General features: G+C 35.4%; 27 protein-coding genes and 1 riboswitch. Of the genes, 11 read left to right on the top strand and 16 right to left on the bottom strand.

The window, feature by feature from the left end:
* Positions 1 to 26: 26 nt before the first annotated feature.
* Complete coding sequence (locus FH508_RS23645; protein ID WP_173479270.1) at positions 27 to 926, bottom strand: multicopper oxidase family protein; 900 nt, start codon at positions 924 to 926, stop codon at positions 27 to 29.
* Positions 927 to 1,255: 329 nt separating this feature from the next.
* On the opposite strand from FH508_RS23645, the gene deoD reads away from it, so the two are divergent.
* On the top strand, positions 1,256 to 1,975 hold the full coding sequence (gene deoD / locus FH508_RS23640) for a purine-nucleoside phosphorylase (RefSeq protein ID WP_173479166.1): 720 nt from the start codon (positions 1,256 to 1,258) through the stop codon (positions 1,973 to 1,975).
* A 227-nt stretch (positions 1,976 to 2,202) separates the two neighbouring features.
* On the top strand, positions 2,203 to 2,409 hold the full coding sequence (locus FH508_RS23635; protein WP_173479167.1) for an NINE protein: 207 nt from the start codon (positions 2,203 to 2,205) through the stop codon (positions 2,407 to 2,409).
* Positions 2,410 to 2,563: 154 nt separating this feature from the next.
* Here FH508_RS23635 and FH508_RS23630 read toward each other — a convergent pair whose 3' ends face one another.
* The 4 genes from FH508_RS23630 to FH508_RS23615 form a co-directional block, all read right to left on the bottom strand.
* Positions 2,564 to 2,887, bottom strand: a complete 324-nt coding sequence (locus FH508_RS23630) for a zinc-ribbon domain-containing protein (protein WP_173479168.1) — start codon at positions 2,885 to 2,887, stop codon at positions 2,564 to 2,566.
* Positions 2,888 to 2,962: 75 nt separating this feature from the next.
* The gene (locus FH508_RS23625) at positions 2,963 to 3,244 is read right to left on the bottom strand and encodes a zinc-ribbon domain-containing protein (RefSeq protein ID WP_173479169.1); all 282 of its coding nucleotides are present in this window, start codon (positions 3,242 to 3,244) and stop codon (positions 2,963 to 2,965) included.
* Positions 3,245 to 3,265: 21 nt separating this feature from the next.
* Positions 3,266 to 3,604, bottom strand: coding sequence for a DUF2085 domain-containing protein (locus FH508_RS23620; protein WP_173479271.1), 339 nt, complete (start codon positions 3,602 to 3,604; stop codon positions 3,266 to 3,268).
* Positions 3,605 to 3,892: 288 nt separating this feature from the next.
* The gene (locus FH508_RS23615) at positions 3,893 to 4,210 is read right to left on the bottom strand and encodes a MazG nucleotide pyrophosphohydrolase domain-containing protein (protein WP_173479170.1); all 318 of its coding nucleotides are present in this window, start codon (positions 4,208 to 4,210) and stop codon (positions 3,893 to 3,895) included.
* Positions 4,211 to 4,262: 52 nt separating this feature from the next.
* On the opposite strand from FH508_RS23615, the gene FH508_RS23610 reads away from it, so the two are divergent.
* From FH508_RS23610 to FH508_RS23580, 7 genes are all read left to right on the top strand, one after another.
* Entirely contained in the window at positions 4,263 to 4,823 is a 561-nt protein-coding gene (locus FH508_RS23610; RefSeq protein ID WP_173479171.1) for an LOG family protein, read from the top strand.
* A gap of 63 nt (positions 4,824 to 4,886) precedes the next feature.
* The gene (locus FH508_RS23605) at positions 4,887 to 5,417 is read left to right on the top strand and encodes a dihydrofolate reductase family protein (protein WP_173479272.1); all 531 of its coding nucleotides are present in this window, start codon (positions 4,887 to 4,889) and stop codon (positions 5,415 to 5,417) included.
* A gap of 172 nt (positions 5,418 to 5,589) precedes the next feature.
* A complete protein-coding gene (locus FH508_RS23600) occupies positions 5,590 to 6,558 on the top strand; it encodes a DUF4822 domain-containing protein (protein WP_173479172.1) in 969 nt (322 codons plus the stop codon).
* A gap of 69 nt (positions 6,559 to 6,627) precedes the next feature.
* Positions 6,628 to 8,079, top strand: coding sequence for a sensor histidine kinase (locus FH508_RS23595; RefSeq protein ID WP_173479173.1), 1,452 nt, complete (start codon positions 6,628 to 6,630; stop codon positions 8,077 to 8,079).
* 18 nt (positions 8,080 to 8,097) lie between these two features.
* Positions 8,098 to 8,790 (top strand): response regulator transcription factor, encoded by a 693-nt coding sequence (locus FH508_RS23590; protein ID WP_173479174.1) that lies wholly within the window; start codon positions 8,098 to 8,100, stop codon positions 8,788 to 8,790.
* Between the two features lie 103 nt (positions 8,791 to 8,893).
* Positions 8,894 to 9,490, top strand: a complete 597-nt coding sequence (locus tag FH508_RS23585) for an ankyrin repeat domain-containing protein (protein WP_228134211.1) — start codon at positions 8,894 to 8,896, stop codon at positions 9,488 to 9,490.
* A 489-nt stretch (positions 9,491 to 9,979) separates the two neighbouring features.
* Complete coding sequence (locus FH508_RS23580; protein ID WP_173479176.1) at positions 9,980 to 11,245, top strand: MFS transporter; 1,266 nt, start codon at positions 9,980 to 9,982, stop codon at positions 11,243 to 11,245.
* Between the two features lie 128 nt (positions 11,246 to 11,373).
* On the opposite strand, the gene FH508_RS23575 is transcribed toward FH508_RS23580, so the two are convergent.
* From FH508_RS23575 to FH508_RS23530, 10 genes are all read right to left on the bottom strand, one after another.
* A complete protein-coding gene (locus FH508_RS23575) occupies positions 11,374 to 11,691 on the bottom strand; it encodes an MGMT family protein (protein ID WP_173479177.1) in 318 nt (105 codons plus the stop codon).
* Between the two features lie 200 nt (positions 11,692 to 11,891).
* Positions 11,892 to 12,401, bottom strand: coding sequence for a DUF3841 domain-containing protein (locus tag FH508_RS23570; RefSeq protein WP_173479178.1), 510 nt, complete (start codon positions 12,399 to 12,401; stop codon positions 11,892 to 11,894).
* Positions 12,402 to 13,006: 605 nt separating this feature from the next.
* A complete protein-coding gene (locus tag FH508_RS23565; protein ID WP_139860326.1) occupies positions 13,007 to 13,774 on the bottom strand; it encodes a sulfite exporter TauE/SafE family protein in 768 nt (255 codons plus the stop codon).
* Positions 13,775 to 13,810: 36 nt separating this feature from the next.
* Complete coding sequence (locus tag FH508_RS23560; RefSeq protein ID WP_139860324.1) at positions 13,811 to 15,160, bottom strand: amidohydrolase family protein; 1,350 nt, start codon at positions 15,158 to 15,160, stop codon at positions 13,811 to 13,813.
* Between the two features lie 60 nt (positions 15,161 to 15,220).
* On the bottom strand, positions 15,221 to 15,673 hold the full coding sequence (locus FH508_RS23555) for a hypothetical protein (protein ID WP_139860322.1): 453 nt from the start codon (positions 15,671 to 15,673) through the stop codon (positions 15,221 to 15,223).
* A 7-nt stretch (positions 15,674 to 15,680) separates the two neighbouring features.
* Positions 15,681 to 16,541 (bottom strand): DUF3100 domain-containing protein, encoded by an 861-nt coding sequence (locus tag FH508_RS23550; protein ID WP_173479179.1) that lies wholly within the window; start codon positions 16,539 to 16,541, stop codon positions 15,681 to 15,683.
* A 163-nt stretch (positions 16,542 to 16,704) separates the two neighbouring features.
* Positions 16,705 to 16,806, bottom strand: a riboswitch (purine riboswitch).
* Positions 16,807 to 16,998: 192 nt separating this feature from the next.
* Positions 16,999 to 18,999, bottom strand: a complete 2,001-nt coding sequence (locus FH508_RS23545) for a catalase (RefSeq protein ID WP_173479180.1) — start codon at positions 18,997 to 18,999, stop codon at positions 16,999 to 17,001.
* Positions 19,000 to 19,168: 169 nt separating this feature from the next.
* Positions 19,169 to 19,903 carry a glucose 1-dehydrogenase gene (locus tag FH508_RS23540; RefSeq protein WP_173479181.1) on the bottom strand — a complete coding sequence of 245 codons (735 nt, stop codon included), beginning with the start codon at positions 19,901 to 19,903 and terminating at the stop codon, positions 19,169 to 19,171.
* Between the two features lie 103 nt (positions 19,904 to 20,006).
* Positions 20,007 to 20,642: a TetR/AcrR family transcriptional regulator gene (locus FH508_RS23535; RefSeq protein ID WP_173479182.1), complete on the bottom strand. Its 636-nt coding sequence runs from the start codon at positions 20,640 to 20,642 to the stop codon at positions 20,007 to 20,009.
* Positions 20,643 to 20,725: 83 nt separating this feature from the next.
* The gene (locus FH508_RS23530; RefSeq protein ID WP_173479183.1) at positions 20,726 to 21,265 is read right to left on the bottom strand and encodes a TetR-like C-terminal domain-containing protein; all 540 of its coding nucleotides are present in this window, start codon (positions 21,263 to 21,265) and stop codon (positions 20,726 to 20,728) included.
* 168 nt (positions 21,266 to 21,433) lie between these two features.
* Here FH508_RS23530 and FH508_RS23525 point away from each other — a divergent pair, with 168 nt between their 5' ends.
* Entirely contained in the window at positions 21,434 to 22,828 is a 1,395-nt protein-coding gene (locus FH508_RS23525) for a DHA2 family efflux MFS transporter permease subunit (protein ID WP_173479184.1), read from the top strand.
* A 297-nt stretch (positions 22,829 to 23,125) separates the two neighbouring features.
* Complete coding sequence (gene helD, locus FH508_RS23520; protein WP_173479185.1) at positions 23,126 to 25,465, top strand: RNA polymerase recycling motor HelD; 2,340 nt, start codon at positions 23,126 to 23,128, stop codon at positions 25,463 to 25,465.
* 75 nt (positions 25,466 to 25,540) lie between these two features.
* Here helD and gnd read toward each other — a convergent pair whose 3' ends face one another.
* Positions 25,541 to 26,941 carry a decarboxylating NADP(+)-dependent phosphogluconate dehydrogenase gene (gene gnd, locus FH508_RS23515; RefSeq protein ID WP_173479186.1) on the bottom strand — a complete coding sequence of 467 codons (1,401 nt, stop codon included), beginning with the start codon at positions 26,939 to 26,941 and terminating at the stop codon, positions 25,541 to 25,543.
* Positions 26,942 to 26,964 lie beyond the last annotated feature (23 nt).

Here is a 26,964-nt window from a genome sequence, read left to right as displayed (position 1 = left end):
CACTTAAGTTAGCCGCTACAATAGATTTATTCTTCATATTTAACTGTAGTGAACATACCACCTAAGCCAACTACACCGTTATTTGTAACATGATGGGGCATGTGGCAATGCATTGGCCAAATACCTGCATTATTGGCTTGGAAGCTAATATCCCAAGTTTCACCAGATGCGACGAGTATAGTATTTTTACAAATTTGCGTATGAGGAGCAATTGGGAAACCATCAGCGCCGACCACTTTAAACTGATGTCCATGTAAATGGATGGGGTGGTGATTCATTTGAATATTACCAAAGCGAACTTTAACCATATCTCCGTATCTTACGCGTAAAGGTTCGGTTAACGGGTAGCATCGTCCATTTATTGTGAAAAAATTAAAATCAGGTTTAATAAAAGTAAGATCATACGTACCCTTTGTTAAATCGCCCCATGGTAAAGCATTTATTGCCCATTCTTGAAGTAAACAAAGGTAATCCTTATGGTTTGGGAGGTTCTCCATTGTCGGATCTTCTACAATAAAGCCTCCTAATAATCCCGCATTATCTTGTATAGAAACATCTACATGGGAATGATACATATACGTACCTGGGGGATTAACTATTGTAAAATGATAATCAAAATAATATCCAGGTTCGATAAATGGAGAGGGCTCAATTGGGGGGACACCGTCCATCACATTAGGTACGATTAATCCATGCCAATGCACGCTTGTATGGACAGGTAATTGATTAATGACTCTAATACATACTTTATCTCCAGGAAAAACACGAATAGTTGGCCCAGGTGTAGAGCCGTTATATCCCCAAGCTTTAATAAAGATACCATCTACTAACTCCCACGTTATTTCTTCCGCAACTAAAGTAAAAAACTTTACCCCATTTTTTTGAAGTACATAAGGTAAAACTTCAATACCTGGTGTAATAACTATGATAAAACCCCCTATAAATTCACTTCTTAAAAAAATATATGTTTCGAAGGGGGACTTATTCTTTGGCAGTGTCATACAAATCGATTCCATGAATTCTACTTTTGCTTTATTGTCGTTCTCTCTGCTGGTATATAATAAATTGGATGCAAAATGGCGAATATCTAAATATAGCCTACGTTGCATTGGAAGTTGTGCTTCGTTAAATGTATATTTAGATGCTGTATTATAAGTATAATTTTTATTTATTAAATATTTTATAACACTTCTTTATAGAAAAATATTGATTATAAAAGACATAATAATAAAAAGATGTTAAGGAGAAAGTTAAAATGAAAAATAATGAATTAAAAGAAACCCCACATATTAAGCCAAATGGAGTAGAAATAGCAGAAACAATACTTTTACCAGGAGATCCACTTCGTGCTAAGTTTATTGCAGAAAATTTTTTAGAGAACCCTATTCTTTTTAATGAAATTAGAGGCATGCTTGGGTATACAGGTGAATATAAAGGAAAGAAAGTTTCCGTAATGGGTACTGGTATGGGGGCGCCAAGTATGGCGATCTATTCATGGGAATTAATTAATATTTTTGGCGTGAAAAATTTAATTCGTATAGGTTCATGCGGGGCAATGCAAAATGATATTAAATTATATGATATTATTTTGGCTATGGGAGCAGCAACAAATTCCAATTATGCACATCAATTTAATCTGCCAGGTCAATTTCCAATTACAGCATCTTATGATTTATTAGAGAAAGCTAAGAAAGTTGCTGATGAAAAGAATTGTAACGTGCATGTCGGGAATGTACTATCTAGTGATGTTTTCTATAATGCTGATGTAACTGCAACGGAAAAGTGGGCAAAGATGGGCATATTAGCAGAGGAAATGGAAACGACAAGTTTATATTTAAATGCTGCTAGTGCTGGAGCTAAAGCATTAACCATTTTAACAGTAAGTGACCATATGATTACACATGAACAAACAACACAAGAAGAGAGACAAACTTCATTTACACAGATGGTAGAAATAGCTTTAGATTTACTATAAATAATGGCAGCTAATTGAGTTATTATTTTTAAAGAAGTAACAAGGAAACTAAATGTCCTTGTTACTTCTTTTTTTATTTTAGAAGAATTGGATGCTTACATTTATAGGATATAAAAACCAATAATATAGCATTGAGTAAAAGTAAAAAAATGTTGTAAATTACTTTATATGTAATTATAATAATGAAGGGTCTTATAAATATTAATAAATTTAACGGAGGTATTTACATGTCAGACAAAAATTTTGTAGCAACATTATTACTTTGTTTCTTTTTAGGCGGTCTGGGAATTCACCGTTTTTATGTTGGAAAAATCGGTACAGGTATTTTAATGTTTATTACAATAGGTGGATTCGGTATTTGGACAATAGTCGACTTGATTATGATTATCGTTGGTAAATTTACAGACAAAGATGGTCATTTTATAAAATCTTAAATGATTGAAATAAAAAAACGATAGGCTCATACATATATTTTTAAGCTTGTTGCTTTTATTTATAGCGATACGATAAAAAGAAGGGAGACTGTTCTACATGTCTACCCTTCTTTATTGTTTATGATTGTTACGATATAAACGCAGTAGCTATTAATTAGTAATAATAGCTATCCGTCATCATTTCTGTAGCAACCCCTATTACAAACGAAATAATTGCTAAAATAATTGAAATCACAAAGCCAAACAAAGCAAATATTAAAGCAGACTTTGCGGCTTTTGGTTGTGAGTCTTTCCATATAAAATAGAGAATAATGCCAAGTAGTGGGAAGCAGCATAAGCTGAGTATGTTAACCCAAATATTTGGTTTATCATCTTTTGCTACAGTTGCTTGGTTATTAAATTTTAAGACGTTGACACCACACTTGATACAAATTTCGGCATTCTCGTTAATGGTAGAACCACAATTAGGACAATACATATCAAAACCCCCTACATACTACAAAAATTCCTATTTCCCAACTTGTTCACCGTAGACCTATGTAATCCATATTTTTTAGTAACTTAATAAACCAATCATGAACATTGCAATATAGAATAATACGATAATTCCTATGTTTATAAAGAAGAACATTAAAGCGGATTTAGCCGCAACTGGTTTTTCATTTTTCCAAACAAAGAACATAATTAACCCAACAAGTGGCACACAACAAAGCGTAATAATGTTAACGCCCCAGTTTGGTTTGTCTTCTCCTCCAGCGTTTTTTACGCGGACCCCACAATGGATACAAATTTCAGCATGTTCCGAAATATGTTCGCCACAGTTTTTACAATACATAATAGTACCTCCAATAGTTTGTTATAGATTTCTTCCAACATATTGACCAAGTAAGAAAAATTGATGACCAATAGTGAAAAAAATATAAATAATACCGATTCCACCCATTAATCCAGTAAGGAACCGTCTATTATTATTACTTGTCCATTTACCAAATAATTGACCTGTACCGTCTATAGCCATTGGTAAAATTAATAAGGCGATAATCCATAAATCAAATATGCCTAAAAGTATGACTAAAAATATGGATAAAAGATAACCTACAGCCATACCTGTACATCTTGCACATAGGGGAAATTTCTTCCCTTTATAATGGAAGGAACGGTCCGGTCTTTGATGGCAAAAGAAAAAAACTCGCAATACAAAATTAAAAGTATTTGCCAAATTTGTAAACTCCCTTTATTATTCTAGCGTATAGTATATAACATAAATAGTATTTTTGGAATATACTTCATAATTTAGTTTTTACTATAAAAAATTGGGTGAATAGAGATAGAAAGAAATATGACGGAGGATGATAGGGACTTTTAAAGTCCACGGTGAGTTTCATAAATAACTGTGGAATATAAAAAAAACCACCTAAGATGTTCGTATAACAACGATTTAGGTAGTTTTGTTATGTTTAAAACTTTTAATTAGTGACTTCTATTATGATTGATATCGTTTTGTTAGTTTATCTTTATGGCTTTCCATAATTTCAGTTAAATCAATTTCGTACTTATCAGCTAATATAAATAAATTATCAAGAACATCGCCTAATTCTTCCTTTAAATTCTCCATTTGTTGTTCTTTTGATAGAGCTTTTTCATCTGGACGATCTCGCCCAATTTCAATTGTTCGGATGGCTTTTGAAACTTCACCAACTTCTTCCGTTAAAAAATTGACACGAATAAAGGGGTTTAACTCATACCAGCCTCGCTTTTTGTAAAATTCAGTTATCCACTTTTGGTATTCAAAAATATTCAATGAAAATCACTCCTTATACTTCTATAATGATAGCATAAAGGAGGAATTGAATTTGAATATTGCAGTTTATTGTGGCGCAAGTCTAGGTAACAATGATTTATTTGTAGAGGCAGCAAAATCACTTGGAAAATGGATTGCGGAAAATGGTCATACTTTAGTATATGGTGGAGGAAAAGCTGGTCTAATGGGGGTCATTGCAGACGAAGTTTTATTACATAATGGTAAAGTAATCGGCATTATTCCGACATTTTTAGTAGATCGAGAGCTAAGTCATCCTAATTTAACTCGTTTAGAAGTTGTGCATTCTATGTCTGAACGGAAAAATAGAATGATTGAATTAGGAGACTGCTATATTGCACTACCTGGGGGTCCTGGAACTTTAGAAGAAATCTCTGAAGTAATTTCATGGGCAAGAATTGGCCAACACCAAAATCCATGTATTTTATTTAATGTAGGTGGCTACTATGATAAATTAAAAGAATTTTATGATGATATGGTAACAAACGGTTTTTTAACTGAAGCAGATAAAAAAGCAATGTTATTTTCCAACTCATTTATCGAAATTGAACAATTTATTACAAACCATACACCACTATTAGTACGAACATATTAATTTTTTTAAAAAAAGTCTCTGATATACTGAATGTTATCTTCTGAAACAGAAATGGGGATTTATATGGAAAGAGAACGTAATGTTATTTTGTATATAGGTACTTCAATTGATGGTTTTATTGCAAATGATGATGGTACATTAGAGTGGTTGGAGACTACGGAAGTAGAAGGCGATTCGGGTTACAATTCCCTTCTTAATAGAATAGATACTGTTGTGATGGGAAAGGGAACATATGATACCATTCGAGGATTTGACATAGACTATCCTTATAGTGATTATAAAAACTATGTGTTTTCTAAATTTGTCAGCGGTTCTGATGAATATGCTTCATTTATAAATAAAGATGTAGAGGCGTTCATTAACAATTTAAAACAACAGCCTGGTAAAGATATATGGTTAATTGGCGGAGGAAAATTAGCACGTGAATTTTTTAAAGGAAATTTAATTGACGAATTCCAACTAGCCATCGCCCCTATTATTTTAGGGAAGGGCATCTCTCTTTATAATGGTGATGATATTACCCAAAAATATAGTTTAATGAAAACAGAAAAGTTAGGTCAACTTGCTATGCTTCATTATAAAAAAATTAAATAAATAACAAATAAACTCGTCAATTTTTGTGGCGAGTTTTGTTTATTGTATAAGCAGGATACAAGAAATCCGCTTTTTTTCTCGAATTTATAATTTGTTTATATTTGCGATATATGCAGTTTAGAACTGGGCTTCATAATTACGTATAAGCAAATGATAAGGGAGAGAACATTAAATGAACAACAAATTAAAATTCGCAACACTCGCTATTTTTAGTTCAGTGACAATATTAACTGCATGCTCGGATACAGGGTCAGAGAAAAACGAGGCAGACAATGCAGTCGTGCAAAATGATCAAGCGGAGGCTAATAAAGCTGAGCAGCAACTGACAAAGGGACAAACATTAGCGAATATTTTAAGCAGTACAAATTGGCAAGGTACGCGTGTTTATGACAAAGATAACAATGATTTAACTGAGGAGAATGCTGGGTTTATCGGCTTAGCAAAATACGATTCTGAAACAGGTCGCTATGAATTTTTTGATGCGAAAACAGGGAAGACGCGAGGCGATGAGGGTACCTTCTTTATGACAAACGATGGTATAAAGCGTATTTTAATTTCAGATACAATGAAATATCAAGCAGTTGTTGAAATAACGGCATTAGATGAAGAAGTCTTTACGTACAAACGTATGGGGAAAGATATAAACGGTAATGACGTAGAAGTATTTGTAGAGCATATACCATATGAAAATGATTTAGCGTTTACTAACGAGGGCAAAACATTAACTACTTCTACAGGAGATATTAATACTAGTGTAGATGGAGATGAAATCCTTGGCAAAACATTATGGCAAGGAACAAAGGTACTTGATGAAAAAGGAAATGATGTCACAGAGTTTAATGGGAATTTTTTAAGTGTCGCTAAGTTTGAAGCGGACACAAATAAATACGAATTTTTTAATAGAGAGACAGGAGAGAGTCGTGGAGATTACGGTTACTTTGATGTCATTCACGACAATAAAATTCGCGCACATGTAGCGATTGGCGAAAATAAATATGGTGCTGCATTGGAACTTACGGAATTAAATGACGACAAGTTTACGTATAAGCGTGTAGGTAAGGATGCAGATGACAATGAGATTACAATCTTCGTAGAGCATGAGCCATATAAGGGAGATTTCAAACCTACATTCAGTTTTTAAAATTACCATAAAGTCCATTACTTGAAAAAGTAAGGAATCTCCTTTATAAATTGAGGAAAGGAGATCAATATGACAATTAAGAATAGATTTTTAACTTCTTATATCGGCGGTATTGTGATTGCAAGTGTTTCTATTCTATCCATTTTATGCATTGTTTTTTATGTGACGACAGGCTCTGTTCCAACACCTAAAACATTGTATCAAACTTTTACAAAGCAACGCTCCTTGAGCCCTGAAGAGGAGCTTGCTTATGTTGAGCTACGCAATATGGCTAAGCAGAATCCAGACAATCTTCTAGGGCAAGATATGCAAAAAAGTTTTCAGCAGATTGAGGAAAAGTCACTTGGAGTTGTCATCCGTCATGAAGAGGAAATTGTATATTATTCGCAAGGGTTAGTAGAAAGATCGCTTGTCGTGCATTTCCCGACGTTTGATACGAATAATATTGAAACAAAGGGCACCATCGATAATGCTGGAGGATTGTACCGTTATATTAAGTTCGACTTTTATTATAGCGATAAGTCCAAGGGTAGCGTTTTAGTGTTGAAAAAAGAAAACAGTTTTTTAGATTTCCTTACTAAATGGGGAATTATTATTATTTTCATCATCCTTCTAGTCTCGTTTGCCGCAATGCTTTTTTTAAATCAACTTTTACACAAGACCATTATTAAACCTCTCGAAAATTTAGGACAGACCATGTCTGAAATACGAGAGGGTGATTTAATGATTGAAGCACCGACACTCCCTGCTAATACAGCAAGGGAAGTACATGAGCTGACAGCTAATTTTGAGAGTATGCGCTCAGCACTTTTAGATTCTATTCAGGAGCAACGCAATCTTGAAAAAAACCGTAAAGACCTAATAGCAAGTATTTCTCATGATTTAAAAACACCGATTACAACAATTATTGGGTATGTTGAAGGTTTACAGGAAGGCGTTGCAGAAACGCCTGAAAAGCGTGAAAAGTATTTAAAGACCATTCATTCTAAATCACTTGCATTAAACCGATTAATTGAAGAACTTTTTCTTTATTCTAAGTTTGATGCTGAGGCCGTTCAGCTACATTTTGAGCGTATACAGATTGGCAAGTTTCTTACACATATAGTGGAGGAGTTTCAATTATACAATCGAGAAGTACAGTTAGCATTAAATGTAGTGGAAGATGTCTATGTTTATATTGATCGTATGCAGATGAATCGAGCAATCGCTAACTTAATTGAAAATAGTATGAAGTTTAAAAAGCCAAATGAACCTTTATGTATGATATTAGAAGTAGTGGCAGTTAATCAACTTGTTGAAATTGTTGTAAAGGATAATGGGCAAGGCATTTCAGAGCATCAACTCCCATATGTATTCGATCATTTTTATCGTGGTGAGGAAGCCCGTACTTCGACGACAGGTGGTAGCGGTCTGGGGCTTGCAATTGTGAAGCAAATCGTTGAAAAGCATAATGGACAAGTAAAAATTCAAAGTAAGCTACATTTTGGTACAACGGTAACAATAATCTTGGAAAAGGCTTAAAGGAAGTGTCGATGACTGATGCCATCACGAATATTAATCATTGAAGATGATATTAGCATTGCAGAATTGCAAAGAGATTATTTAGAAATTCATGAAATAGAGGCGGAAATTGTAACAGACGGTTTTGAAGGATTGAATCGAGCATTAAATGAGCCTTTTGATTTAATTGTCGTTGATTTAATGCTCCCTTCAATGAACGGTTTTGACATTTGTCGACGCATTCGTGAAAAGAAAAATATTCCACTCATAATTGTTTCTGCAAAAAAAGAGGATATTGATAAGATAAGAGGGCTTGGCTTAGGCGCGGATGATTATATAACAAAGCCATTTAGTCCTAGTGAGTTCGTCGCTCGTGTACAAGCGCATAGTAAACGTTACAAGCAGCTGACAGGTAGTGAACAAGCACAGGATTATTTGGAGATGAAAAATATTATTGTTGATAAAGCCGCTCGCAAAGTATTCGTTTTAGGTCAGGAAGTTATTTTTACAACGAAGGAATTTGACCTACTCGTGTTTTTTATGGAGCATCCAAATCGTGTATGGACAAAGGAGCAACTTTTCCGTCAATTATGGTATATGGATGACTTAGATGGAGATGTTTTTACAGTTGTTGTCCATGTTGGGCGCATTCGGGATAAGTTAAAAAAGGGAAAACTATCAGAGCTGCCTATCGAGACAATTTGGGGAAGCGGATATCGATTTAATAATTGACAATCTCCTTGTGAAAGGACGGTTTTACATGAAATATTTTATAAGTATTGTAAGTGTATTATTCATACTCACAGGGTGTAACGAGAAGGGGGAGGAAAACCATATGGCACAACAATCAGGTAAGCTGATTCAAGCGGTTGAAAACAATGATGTAGAAAAAGTGCAAAAAATTTTACAGGATTCAACTTATCCAATTAATGAAACAAATGATAAAGGGGAAACGCCTTTATTAATTGCTACACATGAAAATTATATAGAGGTGGCAAAATTATTAATTGATGTGGGTGCTGATATTAATCAACAGGATCATATTCAGGATAGTGCTTATTTATATGCAGGTGCACAAGGAAAAACAGAGATTTTAAAATATATGATTGAGCATGCGGAACCAAATCAAAATATTGTCAATCGCTATGGAGGAAATGCTTTAATCCCTGCTGCTGAAAAAGGACATTTACACAATGTGAAGCTGCTTTTACAAGATGGTAAAGTAGATATCGATCATCAAAATAATTTTGGCTATACGGCATTAATTGAAGCAGTCGCATTGACTGACGGCTCCGTAGTGTATCAGCAAATTGTTCAAGAATTATTAGCCTACAACGCCAATAAGGAACTTCGAGACAATTCGGGAAAGACAGCGCTGGATTATGCCAAAGAGATGGGCTATACAAAAATGATCGAGATGTTAGAAGAATAGTCGAAAGATAACAAGATTAAATAGAACACCTAGGACGTTTTTATTACAACGTTCTAGGTGTTTTTTTTAAAGGAATTAGCTAAAAATGTGGAATAAAAACTTGTATTTTAAGGGCTAATAAGCTACACGATGCCCCGTGCAAACACACTGTTAGCATGGTGTATACATAAGTTCAACTATTATAGCGCCCGTTTTTGGGCTAAAATAACAAAGTTCATATATTTGACACATTATAAGTATCGGGTTACTATTGCGAAGGTAGTTTAATTTTAAACTAAATTATATATCAAAAGAACTAGGAGGGAATTGGAAATAAAATTGGCAGTATTCATTTAGTACATTCTAAGTATATTAATATAAAAAAATTCTATTTGACCAATGATGTTTTATATCTTTTTCAAACTAGAGAAAGATTTTAATGATTATTAAAAAATAGAATGAAATTTTTGTGTAAAAGTAAAATCCAATATACGAATCGGGGACAGCATTATGAGTCAGTCAAAGAAAAAAATCCACTATGCTTGGTGGGTGTTATTAGGGTTAGTTGTTATGGTCGGAGCTGCAAAAGGTGGCATTGCGACTACAGGCGGATTATTTTTAACCCCAGTTACTGAAGATTTGGGTATTGGTATGGGCAGTTTAACATTGTACTTTAGTATAGCTTCAATTGTCACAATGCTCTCCTTACCAGTTGCAGGTAAGATGATAGCTAAATACAATATTAGAATACTGTTAGTAGTAGCTGTTACGTTAGAGGCAGGAGCCTATGCAATGTTTGGATTCATGAATTCCGTATGGGGTTGGTATTTGTTTGCTATCCCTATGGCAATGGGATCTGTAGTCGTAACACAATTAGCAGGTCCTGTACTTATTAATAATTGGTTTAAAAAACATAAAGGTTTAGCTTTAGGTATTATGGTTGGCGCTGGTGGTTTAATAGGTGCTTTCCTTCAACCAGTAGCAGGCAACTTAATTGCTAGTGCAGGTTGGAGAAATACGTATATTTTCTTAGGTGTAGGAGTAATGGCGATTGTTATCCCAATTGTCTTATTAACGATTAGAAAAGCTCCACAACACATGGGTTTACAGCCATATGGTATGGATGAAGTAAAGGAAGATAAGAACGATACGGTTCATACGATAACAAACAGTGGCGTTGCAGCAACTATAGCTAAAAAATCCAGTGCGTTTTATTTTTTAGTATTTTTCTTCTTCTGTGAAACTTCTATAGCCGCATTTAACCAACATGTTGCGCCATTTGCGATGGGATTAGGTTATGATGTGAAGTTTGCGGGTAATGCTATGGGTACTTGGTCGGTAGGAGTTGTAATAGGGGCATTATTTTTCGGCTTCCTAAGCGATAAAATAGGCGTGAAGAACACAGCAATTTCTGCTATGCTTTTAGGATTAGTTCCAGTAGGACTTCTTTTATTAGTGCCTGAAAATCCATTGGTTTTTAAAACAGCTACTGGTTTATATGGATTTGTTGTGGCATCTCTAGGAACATTAGGGCCACTGTTAACAACAGCTTTATTTGGTAATAGAGAGTTCAGTCAAATTTATGGACTTGCCATAACAGGCTTAGCAGTTGCAGGCATTGTTGCGTTACCTATCTATGGATTTATTTTTGAATTTACAGGTAGTTACACGTATGTTTTGGATACTATTTTTATCATGTTGTTGTTAAATGTGGGTGCAATTTTAATGGCCTTTAAAGGTAAAAAGAAATTAGAAAAAGCAGGATTGTGGAATTAACAATAAGAAAGCATCCTCTATCTAATTGACGATAATGAATGAGTTAAAATTCTATTATATGTATATACAGGTAAAATACACCTAAATTATTAGACACGACAGTTAACAATTTAGGGGTATTTTTTCCTTTAGAAATCATAATCGATAGGGTCAAAATTATATTGATAGTGCTTTAAGTTAAGCGTAAAGGTAGGCGAGACAACAATCCCCTCATCTTCTAATAGTGCTTTCTGACGCACTGCATCCTGAATCGTTATTTCCCCTTTCATATTTACAATACGATGCCAGGGAAGATGATATTTTTCACTCATCGTATGGAGTATTCTTACAACTTGTCTTGCCCCTCTTGGGCTACCTGCACAGGCTGCAACTTGGCCATACGTCATAACCTTACCATTTGGGATGCGCTGTATTACAGTGATCACATTTTTAGTAAATGGCTGCATATTATTCAGCTCCTTTAAGCATGGCTTTCCCCTCATTATGTGCCATCCCCTTCATTTACTCAAGATTTTTAAAAAACACATAAAAAAAGAGCCTGTTTAAAGGCAGGCTCTTTTTCCGTTTCTTACATGTTACATAAACATCCTTTAAGTTTTACCGTTAAAAAATGCCAGGCTTCGTTTGATCTCCACCTATTTAGTCGTTAGCGAGCTGTAAATTCTTTCACTAAAGAGATTTCATGAAGCATGACCTTACCCGTTACACCTTGCACTGTACACTCTCCCCAATCAGGATGCTCAGCTAAATAATTTAAATCAAATATCGTTTTCCAACTTTCTTCTATCGCTTGTCGCGATAAATCAAGTTCAAAGTCTTCTTTTGCTTCAATATCACAATAGCAATCCATTAAAACAAAATGCCAGGCTTGAAATTCTGAGCATAGAATGCGCGTATCTTCGATGTCAATTTTTAATAACACCCCACGAGTTCCTTTCTCTAAATGCCCCATTCTTCGTAGATCAGGTCTTTCCGTCCATACCCATACCGGATATTCCCCTTGATAGTTAGGCAGTCGTTCAGCCATTTGACGCATCATCCAATGATAAGGCTCACTAAAATCTGGCCATATATGCTCCCGGTGACCGATAAGGAAGCCTAAATTTTTGGCTACCTGCCATTTTTCCATTGTTTGTATCGTCCAATAGATTCCCATAATTGATATTGCCCCCTAATGAATGGAGTTGCCCTGTGTTATGTATACTTTCAGAATTTTAGGAAGGAGTTTTTCTATTGGTGGTCTTCAACTTAGAACAGCTCTCTTATATGCGTGTTAGCTTCACTTATGTTAACTATTATAGTACATTGTGGTTAACTAAAATTGCAACTGTTAAACTTTCTGTCAATCGCATTTAATTATCCCGAAACGATTGATTATAAAGACTTATTGATATATAAGGTTGCAAAAATTAAATGACTCAAAAAGGAGGCAAAGAATCACCAGAAATATAAATTTGTTCTTTCAAATGTTGGAATAGTGTGTTATCAAACATATTTTCTCTTAAAGAATGCTTCCTTTGCTTTCAAATTAATGTAGCTGCAGTTGTTTGTGTTTTATAGAATGGATGATTGCGAATGAACAAAGGAGTAGCCTTTTCTGTCAATGATGTATATGGATAATCTAGAAGGGATATGTTATTACAGTTGCTATTTTAATGGCTTTCCCCTCATTATGTGCCATCCCCTTCATTTACTCAAGATTTTTAAAAAACACATATAAAAAGAGCCTGTCTAAGGCTCTTTTCCTGTTTGAATTAGCCCTTACTTTAACGTAAAGAGCATATAAAGTGAAGACAGTATAGTAATAACACCAATCATTATTTTTAACATGTTCATAGGTACTTTATTTGCAATGCGAGTGCCCGTGAGAATTCCAATCGTTACACCGATTAAACTCGCAATGACTAAACTAGACATACTATCTACATTGGCATATGCAAAGTATCCAAATATAGATGGTATGGCAATAAAGACTGAATTTAAAAGACTCACACCTACAGCGACGCGAATATTGACACCAAGGTTAACTAGTAATGGTACTAATAAAATCGGGCCACCTGCACCTGTTAAAGCACAAATCGTTGCCGTTAAAAAACCGATGATTATCACAATTAATGGGTTATTCAGTGCTTTCGATTTATTGATAAGTGCATTTTCATTGTTTTTCTTAAAAATAATCGACAAGCCAGCTAGTAAGATAAATAGGTACAGCAATAACTTTGCCAGAAAATCAGAAATAAGCACATTGATTTGCACACCTAAAAATGCACCAGGAAGACTACCGATGCTTAAAAACAGGGCTAATTTCAAATCCATATTTTTCGATTTCCAATAGGAATAAGCTCCGAGAATGCCTGAAACAGCAAATGCTAAAAAACTCAATGCAAGTGCATCATGGACAGGTATTTCTAAAAAACCTACATAAATTAACGGGAGCAGAAAACCCGCAATTCCAGACATCCCTAAAAGAATGCCAATAACTAAATTGGAACATAAAACAATACTTAAAAGCAGTGAGTTTGTTAACATATTTTAGACCTCAATTATTATAACCCTTAACAAGAGTTAGATGTTTGCACGAATAGCAAGTTCCTTCATTGCAAGCTTACTTTCGTATTTTATTTTTTCTTCATCCAGTGTCAGAACTTCTCTGTTTTTCATTAATATTTTACCATTAACAATGGAATCTGTTACATCATTGCTGTTAACGGATTCAATTAACGTATTTATTAAATTATGTGAAGGAGTAATATGGGGTTGATCAATGTTAATTAAGATCATATCTGCCTTTTTGCCAACTTCCAATGTTCCTAGCTGGTTTTCTTGCATCATAGCTTTTGCTCCACCTAATGTAGCCATTTCTAAAATACTTTTTGAAGGCATAATTACCGGGTCAAAAATTGGAACGCCAGAAAATGCCCGTATTAATGATTTAAACACTTTCATTTGATCGAATAAGCTTAATCCCGAATGACCAGCCCCATCTGTACCTAAACCAACAGCAATTCCTTTATGCAATAAGCTAGGTGTTTTGGGCACGCCTTTACCAGAATTACTAATAGGACAGTGGACAACTTTACTATTAGTATTTTGTATAACTTCCATTTCATTTTCAGAAAGTAAAATGCTATGGGCTCCTAAGAAATTTTCATTAAGGACACCTAAGGAAGCAAGATATTCAAATGGGCGCATTTTAAATTTTTCTAGGCAATAGCTAATTTCATTTGGATATTCGTTCATATGAGATTGCACACTAGTAGAACATTCTTTAGCGGCTGCGAAAACTTCCTGTATTAATTCTGGTGTGCAAGTAATGATAGATCTAAGAGAAAATGATACATTTATTCGCTCGTCACCAGCTCCATGGAATTCATTAAACAATGCTCGATTGTTACGGATATTTTCTTCGATACTAAATTTCATCGTTTGAGGAATGTCTAAGCCACTATCCATAGTGGAACATGTAAGAACACCACGTAGACCTGATTCTAATACGGATTTTGCGACTTGCTGCATATGTCTGCCACCAGCATCAATAAAGGCTGTAGTGCCAGACTTAATCATTTCGAGACAGCTTAACTGTGAGCTAATATAAACATCTCGCTGCTGTAAATTACTTTCAAACGGCACCATTATGCGCGTCCAAATCATAGGGTATTCATCTGTAATTCTTCCACGGAGAAGTTGTTGACATGTATGCGTATGGGCATCAATTAAACCTGGTAGTACTAGTTTGCCTTGTCCATTTAAAATGTCCCTTGATTGATATTTCGTAGCAAGTGATGCAGTAGCCCCAATAGCGACGATGCTATTATTTTTAATGACTATTGATTGATTATGCTCGATGTGAAAGTCAGGGGTTAAGATGGAACAATTTTTAACTATTAAATCAGCGTTATACGCTATATCCTGCATAATATGCCTCCATTAATGAATTGAGTAAAACTAGAGAGGAGTGAGCCTCTCTAGTTCGTTTTAGAATGAATCTAATGCATTCGTTAAGTTTAAAAATATTTGAGCAAAAACTGCTTGTGTAATGAATGTACCTGTAAAAACTAATAAGGCGATAATGACCATTTTCCAGCTTTGGCTAATAAATGATTTAAAATTAAGTCCAATTCCAGCGAGGGTACCAACAATTGTTATTGGCGCCATAAAGGAAATTTTAGCTGTATACTCAATCACTGGTTGAGAGATAGGTGAAATAGGGCTTGCAACAAGCAAGCCTGTTAGCACAACATAAATAATTGCAGGAATTTTTAAAGGAATAATTTTTCCTAAAAAAATACCGACGAAGGCGATAGCGGATAAAATCAGTACACCAGGAATAGATTCTGCAATAGATACATGGGAACCAATTAGGTTAGCCATAAGCGTTGTAATAACAGATGTTAATAAAAGAGAAATTGTCCAATCTCGCATGCTCATAGTCAACTTAATCACCAACCTTCATGCTTTTCATTTGTTTTGGATCACGTGTATGTTTTGGACTGATTCTTGGCTCTAACAAGTAATATAATTTCCTAGTAAGAGGAAGAGAGATAAATAAAGTGAAGTAGATACCTATAATGGCCGCTAACGTATCACTTGCACCTGCTAGCATAATAATTTGATCACCGTATTCTGGATAAATGGTTGCCAATGTGCTAGATGCTGCCGCCATCATGACACCGCTACCTATTCCACAAGCCATCGCTAATGCTAAAGGATGAAAAATATCCGTAGAAGCTACGATACTTGCTAAAAAACCAATATAAATAGTACCGATTAAAAATCCAATGATGTAAATAGATAAAGCTCCTCTTGCTTCAGGAGAATTGGCACCATATAGATGACAAATCAAACCGTAATCTTTATCGCGGCAAGTAGAGCTTGTTGCGCCAATCGCTTCCTTTTTAATTCCTAGCAATAATGCAATTGGTAAAGCTAGAAAAATGGTTCCGACATGTCCAAGCTCTTGAAAGGCTAATGCAGGACCTACATCGACAAGCTTAGGAAGATTAGAACCTGCAAGTACGCCAATTTTCGCCATAAAAGGTGTGATTGCTACAAGAACAAGAGATGAAGCCTTTGTGGATGCCTTTTCTTTAAAAAATCGAAAAATATCTGGGCCAAGTAAAACACTAATTACGATTGCAAATAGCATTGGATAAATAACGATTAAAGCAGATCCTACTTGGAATTTCTTTACTCCAATTAGTTCGGCAATGATAACGATAACAAGAGCCCCTAAATATAATCTGTAATTTTGTTTAATTACTTGCCAAACGGATTGATGTTGTTCTGTGTTTTCCATGCTCTTTTTCCTCTCTTGGTGATGGACTTTTTAAAATAATTACGTATAGAAGAGTGAAAAAAGAAAAAACCCTAGTTAATAAACTAGAGTTTGACATACAGAAAAACAAAAAACGTAAATAGACCGAATAAACAAACCGTTTTTTCAGTACGAGAATAATATATCGTTTTTTGTCATTCCTCATAGTCAAACTATTTACGGTAGTTTGGTAGAGACTTTTGGACCGTATTTCCAACTTTATACGAAGAATTTTAAAATGCGAACATTGTTAATTAATATATCAGTATATGTTCGTGTATTTAACAATTTACCTCAATGTTTTTGGAAAGTCAAAGTTTTTTTAGGGGTTTTACGGAATGGAGAGGATGTTTAAGTGAAAAGTGTATGCGAGCAAATGAGGCAATCCAATAAATAAAGCCTATTCAAAAACTGAGTTTTGAATAGGCCATCTTTCATTTTAACGATTCCAGAATCGACCTTGGGCTATGCCTTCAATAAAGGCTTCAATTGTGGAGTCTTTTAAATTGTAGACCCCAGCTCCCCCTAGTTTGATTCTGCAAGAATCTAAAGCTTGTGGGTCATGAATGTCAAAGGCTAAAGGTTTATAGTGTTTAAAGGTTGTTTCTATAAACTCTAGCACAGGAGTTTGAATAGGTGATTCACTGCTAATGACTAAAACCGCGTCAAAAAGGGTTGGGTCTGCTGTGTCATAAGTATCGGTTACTTTAAGGGAATCGTCGATTTGAGATACCTTTTTATCGATAATACTATAATTGACATGTTGTTTAGCGAAAGTTTGAAGCCATTTTGTTAGAAGTGTTGCATTAGGTTGTCCATTCAATACAATCGCGACATTTTTTGTGTCGGGTTTAGAGATAGTATTCGCCATGCTGAGTGCGGGCGATTTTTTATTTGATTGTATTTCAAGATTTGTTTTAGGTAATGCTACGCCAATATTGTTAGCTACTTCTTGTGCTAATTCATGGTCTATATGATTGATAAGGTCTATTGCCTTTGTTTTCACAGCATTTGATTTACATTTGCCAAGCTCGAAACTGAATGCTTTTTTAATATGTTGTTTCTCATAAGGAGCCATACTATTATAGAAAAGCTTTGCTTGCGAATAAAAGTCTAAAAAGCTTTCACTTCGGCCTCGAATTTTATTGCCATCAATTTTCTCCTGGTAATGTTCATAGCCGCCTTCTTCTGCAGGAACAGGAGCTGGTTGATTGTCATTTAAACCGTTGCGATGATAACTCGTTTGTCCTCGATAAATCGCCATTTGGTGCATGCCGTCACGTTGATTGTTTTGATAAGGACAGACAGGTTGATTAATCGGAATTTGATGGAAGTTAGGTCCTCCTAATCTAGACAGTTGTGTATCGGTATAAGAAAATAATCGTCCTTGTAAAAGAGGGTCGTTTGAGAAATCGATACCAGGTACAACATGCCCAGGATGGAAAGCAACCTGCTCTGTTTCAGAAAAGAAATTATCTACATTTCGATTTAAAGTCATTTTGCCCACTATTTTTACAGGGACTTCTTCCTCTGGCCATAATTTAGTTGGATCTAATATATCAAAATCAAAGGCATGCTCATCTTCTTCCGAAATTAATTGTAAACCAAGCTCCCATTCTGGAAAATCTCCCTTTTCAATTGCTTCATACAAGTCAAGTCGATGGAAATCAGGATTTTTCCCTGCAATTTTTTGAGCCTCATCCCAAACTAATGAATGAACACCTAGCGTAGGCTTCCAGTGAAATTTCACAAAATGAGCTTGTCCTTTAGCATTAATAAGACGGAAAGTATGAACTCCGAAGCCTTCCATCATGCGTAAGCTACGTGGAATCGCACGATCACTCATATGCCACATAATCATATGGGCTGTTTCAGGATTTTGTCCGATGAAATCCCAAAAAGTATCATGCGCACTAGCACCTTGTGGTATTTCATTGTGTGGCTCTGGTTTAACGGCATGCACAAAATCAGGGAACTTAATGGCATCTTGAATAAAGAAAACGGGCATATTATTACCGACTAAATCATAATTACCTTCGTCTGTATAAAATTTAGTAGAGAATCCTCGTACGTCCCTCACTGTATCATTCGATCCTCTAGAACCCTGTACCGTTGAAAATCGTACAAATACAGGAGTGATTTTAGAGGTATTTGTAAGAAAATCTGCCTTTGTATAATCTTCTAATGATTCGTAAAGCTGAAAAACACCATGTGCACCAACACCGCGTGCATGAACAATACGTTCAGGAATACGTTCATGGTCGAAATGAGTCATTTTCTCACGGAAATGAAAGTCCTCCATAAGGGTAGGACCTCTTAAACCAGCTTTTAAAGAAAATTCATCCTCTGCCATTTTTAATCCTTGATTGGTCGTTAAGGCATGTTTACCTTGGTTATCAATGATATGTTTCTTTAATTGTTCAGTTTTTTTATTGTCCATTTGAATCCTCCTCAAAGTAATCTTATTTAATGCATTCCCTTTTAGTTGGAATAAAAACATTATGAAGTGATTCCGAAGATGCTAAATAAGGGGGACAATAGGACATTAGCACGCTCATAAAAAAGCCCGATTTTCTTTAAAAGAAAATCGGGCTTTTTATTATCATGTATTATTGTGCAGTTAATCCGCCATCGATAACGAATTCTGAACCTGTTGAGTAGCTAGAATCATCAGAAGCTAGGAATAATACCATATTAGATACTTCTTCTGGTTGAGCTACACGTTTTAATGGAATATGTTTAGAGAATTCTTCTACTGCTGCTTTTGTATCCTCTTGTACAACCATAGGTGTTGCGATAACGCCTGGGTGTACAGAGTTTACGCGAATGCCCATAGGTGCTAGGTTGATTGCAGCTGCTTTTGTCATACCACGAACAGCAAATTTTGTATCTGTATAACCGATAGCACCAGCAACTAAGCCGTTCATTGAAGAAATGTTGACGATTGAACCGCCACCAGCTTTCGCCATTGAACCTGCTACAGTTTTCATCCCTAAAAATACAGACACTTGGTTAATGTCAACGATGCGTTTGTATTCTTCTAATGTCACTTCTAGCATATTTTTCGCCATAGTAATACCAGCATTGTTTACTAATACGTTTACTGGACCAAAAGCTTCTTCTGCTTTCGCAATTACTGTAGCCCAATCTTCTTCAGAAGTAACGTTTTGTTTAACGAAAATAGCATTTTCGCCTAATTCAGCTGCGAATGCATTTCCTTTTTCCTCATTTAAATCTGTTAAAATAACTTTTGCTCCGTTTTCTACGAATAATTTTGCGTGTGCAGCGCCCATACCTTGTGCAGCACCTGTAATTATTGCGACTTTACCTGCTAAACGACTCATTTAGAAAGCCCCCTAAAATTTTAAATTTGATAGTTAACTATCACTTTTATACTTCCTAGTTAACAACTTTCGCGTTCGAATGTCAATTCAAAACGTTCGTCATTTATTGTGGTCGAATATAAGATAAAAATACATCCTTCATCAACTCCAGTTGCTTGTCCGTAGATAACAACTGGGAAAGGTTTGGATCGTGGGTTGTTAGGCTTGATTTAAATGTGAATAAACTAAAGTTTTGTACCATCGTCATGATAAACAAATCTAAATTAATATCCTGTCTTAGAGAGCCGTCTTGTTTACCATAATCAGCTAATGTGAATAAAATACCAGCTAATTTTCTTCGTGCAAAAAAGTATTCAGCATATTGCTCAGTCGAAGATTCCGTAGCAATTTTCTCATGTAAATCAAAGGACTCGAAAAACTTAGCTAAACGTAGATTAGGATCCTTTGTTCCACTTATATAATATTCCAAAATTTGTTTAATTTTTTCGTAAGCAGGAATTGTTTGCGCAACAATCTGCTCAATATCCGTTGCCATATCATTTGTAATAGTATTTGAGGCTGCAATTACTAAAAACTCTTTTTTAGGGAAATAACGAAATATTGTCGCAATCCCAACACCTGAAGCGTCCGCCACATCCTGCATTTGTATATTTTGAACGCCATGTTCCAAAAATAAATCCTTGGCAATTTGGATAATATGTTGACGGCGTTGTTGTTTTTGTTGTTCTCTTTTACTCATTTTCGTCACTCCAACTGTTCTTCTTACATTAATTGTAGCATGCATATTACATACAAACTTATACAGCTACTTTTGTATATTTATTATGTTTTATACATAAGGTGAATTTGTTCTGCTATGTAATCAGAACTTAAATGTAGCCCATTTTTTAACCACCACATTATAACGCCAACTATTGAAGCTGTTTTGATTTGAGCATCGACATAGACCTTTTTAGTTGTTTTACTATTTTTGTTTCTGCGAACGTCAATTAACTTTTTTAATAATTGGAATAGATGATTTTCAAATTGTTCGAGTTGAAAAAGAATGAGTAGATGATGTCGTTGTGTATAAAGATAATCGAGTAATTGAATCAATTGTTTTTTTTCATCGATGTCCTGAACTTGGATAAGTACTTCAATTTTTTCAGTTAGCTCATGTAAAATTTCCTGCGTTAATTGTGTAATGAGGCCATCGATATCTTGATAATGCAAATAAAAAGTTGTTCGATTTAATAACGCCTTTTGTGTCACCTTTTGAACAGATAATTGATTAATGGACAGACCCTCATTTAAGAGGGATAAGGCAGCTGTTTTAAGCATTTCCTGTGTTCTAAGGGCACGTGGATCCTCTTTTTTAGTCATTTTTCTCATTCCTGTCTATCATAGTAGATTTTATATACAGTTTGTTTTGAATTGTCTAGTAGTCGACAGTAAATTCAATATTGTTCATGGTCAACTTAGTCAAATTCTTGTTAAGATATTTTTTAGACAATGTGTCGATAAAATTATGATAGCGTTAGGAGTTCTATTATGCAAAATGAAATATCTGCTGGAACGAAAAAGCTTTTGCTTTTTGTAATGATTGCAGGATGCTTCTTTTCTACTTTAAATCAAACATTACTAAATGTGGCGCTTAGTGATTTAATGGTTATTTTTAATGTAACCCCGACAACCATTCAATGGTTAGCTACAGGCTTTATGTTAGTGAATGGCGTGCTAGTTCCTATTACAGCCTTTTTAATGAAGCGATTTTCAACTCGCCAGTTGTTTATAAGTTCTATGCTTTTTTTATTAATAGGTTCTATTGTTGCAGCAAGTGCAATGAACTTCGGTATGTTATTGACGGGGCGTATGATTCAGGCAGTTGGAGCAGGAATTATCATTCCATTAATGATGACAGTCATTGTTTTTTTATATCCAATGGAAGAGCGTGGAGCCGTTATGGGGAAGGTTGGATTTGCTATTATATTCGCGCCAGCAATTGCACCAACTGTTTCAGGATTTTTGGTTGAATATATGTCATGGAGATGGCTATTTATCGGTTTGATTCCATTTGTTTTGCTAATTATTTTGTTTGCCTATAAATATTTATTTAATATAGTTGAGGGAACAAAAGTAAAATTAGATGGACTAAGTGTCGGGTATTCAACAATCGGGTTTGGATTTTTACTTTTTGGGTTTAGTATTGCAGGAAGTAGAGGGTGGGCCGATTGGCTCGTTATTACATCTCTTCTTTTAGGAATTATTGTGACGTTTTTATTTTGTCAGCGTCAAATGACTTCTGCGGACCCATTATTAAATTTAACGGTATTTAAATATAAAATGTTTTCCATGACAACGCTTGTTAATATAGCCATTACAATATTAATGTATGCGGATTTAATTTTACTACCGATTTATTTACAAGATGGGCGTGGATTTACGGCTTTTGAAGCTGGTCTTTTATTATTACCAGGGGCATTAATAAACGCAAGCTTATCGCCAATAACTGGGAAAATGTATGACAGATATGGGGCAAAGCCATTATTTATAGTGGGCATGTGTTTTATTGTTGTATCGATGTGGACCGTGATTGATTTATCTGCTTCTACGTCGTATATGTATTTACTTGTCCGTACAATTATATTACGAATTGGGCTAGCTTTTATTACTATGCCTCTAAATACAGCAGCTTTAAATGCGCTACCAAAAGAATTAGCTTCACATGGATCAGCAGTTAATAATACGATTCGTCAATTAGCTGGAGCAATAGGTACAGCAGTGATTGTGACGATTTATACAATTCAATTAACGAAGGTTTCGATTGGCACAAGTGAAGGTTATGCTAACGCAGCCAACACAACTTATTTCTATATGCTCATCTTAGCAATTATTGCCTTTATTGTTGTTTGGTTTGTACCAAAAACTAAAAATGTACGTAACTAAAACAATAATTGTTTGCAGTGAGCGAACTAATAAGCAAAAGCACCGTTCTAAATTTTAGACGGTGCTTTTGCATTAAAAAAACACTTCTGCAATGTGAAGTGTTATTACGCTATTTTTAATATTTATTTAAATGGAAAAAGAAATCATGTTGAATCCATTGATAAATACATGACAATGTGTTAAATTTATATAGATAGGCACTTAATTATTAAAAGGATATATTATCCCTACTTTAATTATAAGTCATTGTTTTTCAGAAGTCAACCCCTATACTTACATTTTTAAGGAGTGAATGCGATGAAATCGGAGTTTCAGCAAGAGCAAAAACGTTTGGTTAATGTAATGGAGACTATTTCTGAGCAAATGAGTAGGTTGGAGCAAGAAACTTTACAGCGGAAAAACGAAGTTGTAAATATTCGCAAACACTTTTGGGATGAAATTAAGGTGAATATGGATACCTTCGACGATTATCTTGAGACGATTATTGGCTTAAGACAAGAAACGCAAGCATTGTCCGTAAGCCAAAGCACCCACAAACATGCATCGAAAAGATTAGCAACATTACGCCGTATGCAGAAGAATCCTTATTTCGGTCGAATTGATTTCTTAGAGGAAGGCATGGCAGCTCAAGAACAGATCTATATCGGTATCTCTTCACTAATGGATAAAAGCGGCGAGGATTTTCTTATTTATGACTGGCGAACACCCATCGCAAGCGTTTACTACGATTACATGCCAGGTCCTGCCCAGTACACGACACCTGGTGGCATTATATATGGAGAATTGGAGAAGAAATGGCAATATCTTATCCGCGACGGTGTGCTGCAATCAATGTTTGATACAAGTCTAACGATCGGGGATGAAATTTTACAGCAAGTTCTAGGTCAAGGTACAAATAAACATATGCAAAGTATAGTTGCAACAATTCAGCAGGAGCAAAACCGTATTATCCGTCATGATCATGGAAGATTGCTTATTGTACATGGTGCAGCTGGTAGTGGCAAAACATCAGCAGCATTACAAAGAATTGCATATTTACTTTACAAATATCGGGACAGATTGAATGCGGATCAAATTATATTATTTTCACCTAATGCAATGTTCAATAGTTATGTCTCTAATGTGCTACCTGAACTTGGTGAAGAAAATATGCAGCAAGTTACATTTCAGGAGTACTTACATCATCGATTAAGTAAAGAGTTCGATGTGGAAAATCCATATGAGCAATTGGAATACGTTTTAACAGCAGCCGACAGCCCCGCCTATCGATCTAGGGTGGCGAGCATCCGATTTAAAGCATCTACGCGCTTCTTTGAAGTGATTAAGGCATACAGAAAGTCACTAGAGTACTCGGGTATGATCTTTAAGGTTATTAACTTTAGAGGGCAACCGATACTTAGCGCCGAACAAATTGCTGAGCAGTTTTATAGCAGCGACACGTCGATGAACTTTCATAATCGACTGGAAAAATTAAAAGATTGGATTTTAAAAGAAGTAAAAGAAATCGAAAGAGTCGAATGGAAGAAAGAATGGGTGCAAGATGAAATAGAGTTGCTTAGCAACGAGGAATATCAAAAGGCACGCGTTTATTTAGCTAAAAAGCAAGGCTTTGCAAGAGAGACGATAGCCGATTATGAAATGGATACAAAAAAACTTGCGCAATTAATTGTATCTAGAAAATTAAAGACATTGCGGAAACGAATTCGAGCGTTGCAATTTATCGACGTTAAGGAAATATATAAGCAATTGTTTGTAGACCCTCTGCAAATGAAGCAATGGGTAGAGGGGGAAACACCAGCAGAGTGGGAGGCTATTTGCCAAGATACGCTACAAATGCTGGAAGAAGATAAATTATGTTACGAAGACGCTACACCGTTTTTACTGATAAAGGAATTGATTCAAGGTTTTCAAACAAATAGTTCAATCAGGCACATTCTTGTTGATGAGGCACAGGACTATTCACCATTTCAATTCGAGTTTTTAAAGCGATTGTTTCCTTTTGCAAAAATGACGGTATTAGGTGATTTTAATCAGGCAATCTTCGCACATGCGAGTGAAATGATTGATTTTCATATTCTTAGTAGCTTGTATGGAGCGGACGAAACAGAAGTTATCAATATGACGCGTAGTTATCGCTCTACAAAACAGATTGTCGAGTTTACACGCAAACTAGTCCCTAATGGCGAACGGATTATTCCTTTTGAACGCAATGGTGAACTACCTGTGCTGACCCAACTATCTGAACGTAGCGCTTTGCATCGCTGTATTACGACAAAAGTCGAAGCTTTGCGAAATGAGGGCTATAATAGTATCGCCATCATCTGTAAATCAGCGGAGGAGAGCAAGTATGCTTATGAAGCGTTGTCCGAAATTGAGGATGTGAAGCTTATAAAAAATGGCACACCAGAGTATGAACAAGGCGTTGTCATTATCCCGTCCTATTTATCCAAAGGAATCGAGTTTGAAGCTGTTATTATCTATAATGCTTCTGAGCAAATATATGGCGATGACAGTTTACGTAGAGTTTTCTACACAGCCTGCACGCGCGCCATGCACCATTTGCAGTTATATAGCGTAGGTCAACCAAGCCCGCTTTTAAGCGATGCTATACAGGAAAATCTCCTTTCAGTACAGTGATAGAAAATAATGTGAAAAAGCCGATTCTAGATTGTCATTAGAATCGGCTTTTCTATAGGTGTTGTCGTTAGCTTACTACCAATTAGTGTGGAAAGTGCCTTCTGAATCAATACGTTGATACGTATGCGCACCAAAATAATCACGTTGTGCCTGCAATAGATTGGCATTCGATGAGCCAGTTCGGTAACTATCAAAATAGGTTAAAGAAGTGCTTAAACATGGGAAGGCATTACCTGCTTGAATGCCTTCACAAACTACTTTCCGTAAGCTGTTTTGATATGCTTTTGTCTTTTCTGCAAAATAAGGCGCAATTAATAAATTATCTAGAACAGCTTGTTTTTGATAAGCATCGCTGATGACATTTAAAAATTCTGCACGAATAATACAACCGCTTCGGAAAATTAACGCTATATTATGCAATTGTAAGTTCCAGTTATAAAGCACAGAAGTCATTTTATATTGAGTAAATCCTTGTGCATAGGCGCAAATTTTCCCCATATATAGAGCTTGTCTTACGTACTCTACCCACACATCCTTATCTAAATTTTGCTCATTTTGTTCAGGTCCTGCCAAAATGGCTTCTGCACGAACTCGCTCCTCTTTTAACGATGAGATATAACGTGCAAATAAGGCTTCTGTAATAATTGATGTAGGGATGCCATTATCAATGGATTGTATACTCGTCCATTTTCCAGTTCCTTTTTGATTAGCTTTATCAAGAATAATATCAATCAGTGGTAATCCTGTTAAATCGTCTTTTTTTCTCAAAATTTCAGCGGTAATTTCAATTAAATAGCTTTTCAATTCCCCTTGATTCCATGTTTCAAAAATATCGGCAATTTCCTCAACTGCTAATCCTACATTTTTTCTTAAAAATGTGTAGGCCTCTGCGATTAGCTGCATATCCGCGTATTCAATGCCGTTATGAACCATTTTAACGAAGTGGCCAGCACCTTTAGGGCCAATATACGTACAGCATGGTGTTCCATCCACTTGTGCTGCTATCTTTGTAAAAATAGGAGCAACTTTTTCATAGACTTCAAGATCACCGCCAGGCATGATAGAAGGTCCTGTCAACGCACCGACTTCACCGCCAGAAATGCCGATTCCTAAATAGCCAATGCCAAAAGCCTTCAGTTCATCATATCTCCGCTCTGTATCTTTATAGTGGGAATTACCACCATCCATAATAATATCGCCTTTCTCAAGTAAAGGTATTAAAGATTGAATAACGGAATCTATCGCATTTCCAGCTGTCACCATCAAGAAAACTTTTCTTGGTTTTTCTAAAGATTGGATAAATTCTTCTATTTTATAATATGGATTTAATTTTTGCGCTTCTTCTTTTTGTAAAAGCTTGTCGGTTAAATCCTGTGTATAATTATAGACTGCTACTTGCTCGCCTTTATTGGCCATGTTTAAAGCAATGTTGCTGCCCATAACACCTAAACCAATAACGCCTATTGTATTTAACATTGTGTTCGCTCCTTTTTCACATT

Origin of the sequence: Lysinibacillus sp. CD3-6 (assembly GCF_006351725.2) — a bacterium.
In the GTDB taxonomy this organism is placed as follows: domain Bacteria; phylum Bacillota; class Bacilli; order Bacillales_A; family Planococcaceae; genus Lysinibacillus.
This window is presented reverse-complemented; position numbering and strand designations above follow the sequence as displayed.